This is a genomic window from Gemelliphila asaccharolytica (assembly GCF_001553005.1).
Lineage (GTDB): Bacteria > Bacillota > Bacilli > Staphylococcales > Gemellaceae > Gemelliphila > Gemelliphila asaccharolytica.
This window is the reverse complement of sequence record NZ_KQ959912.1, coordinates 53,761-54,512: the sequence shown is the minus strand read 5'-3', so window position 1 is coordinate 54,512 and position 752 is coordinate 53,761. Positions and strand designations below refer to the sequence as shown.

Annotated in this window: 1 protein-coding gene; it reads left to right on the top strand. The window is 28.1% G+C overall.

The window, feature by feature from the left end:
* The coding region (locus HMPREF1871_RS06345; RefSeq protein ID WP_198145797.1) for an immunoglobulin-like domain-containing protein at window positions 1-752 on the top strand (752 nt) is incomplete at both ends.

Below are 752 nucleotides of genomic sequence, written 5' to 3'. Positions count from 1 at the left end.
TAAAATATACTTTAACAGATAATAATGGAGAAAGTGTAAGTAAAGTAGCAAAAGTAACTGTAAAACAAAATATAGCTAAAATTGAAGAAGCTCCAATTTTAGAATTAGAAGATAAAACCATAATACAAGGAGAAGATTTTAATCTTAAAGATTTAATAAAAAAACCTTTGAATAAGGGCGGTGTTACAGTCGAAGAAGACGGAGGTTTCAATAAAGATAAAGTAGGAACATACACCATAACATTTAAAGTGAAAAATAAAATAGGAATTACTACATATAAAAGGGCAAAAGTTACGGTTAATCCAAAAAAATTAAAATTAAATGAAATTCCAGTTTTGCAGGTAATAGATAAACAGATAAAAGCAGGAGAAAATTTAGACTTAAAATCATTAATAACAAAAGCAAGTGACAGGGAAGATGGGGATAATTTAATAGATAAAGTAAAAATAGAAGAAGGAAATTTTGATAATAAAAAAGCTGGGGAATATAAAATAAAATATACTTTAACAGATAATAATGGAGCAAGCGTAACAAAAGAAGCTACAGTACTGGTTGTAGAAACAAAAAAACCAGACAAACCGCTAGTAGCAGAAGAAAAAGAAAAAGCAGTAACAACAGAATATGTAGACGAACAAGGCAAAGCTTTAGAAAGAGCAGAAATAGGAACAAAAAAACAGGAAATCAAAGAAATAAAAGGCTACAAATTCAAAAAAGAAGAGCAAACCCAAACAGGTTATAAATATATCTATGAA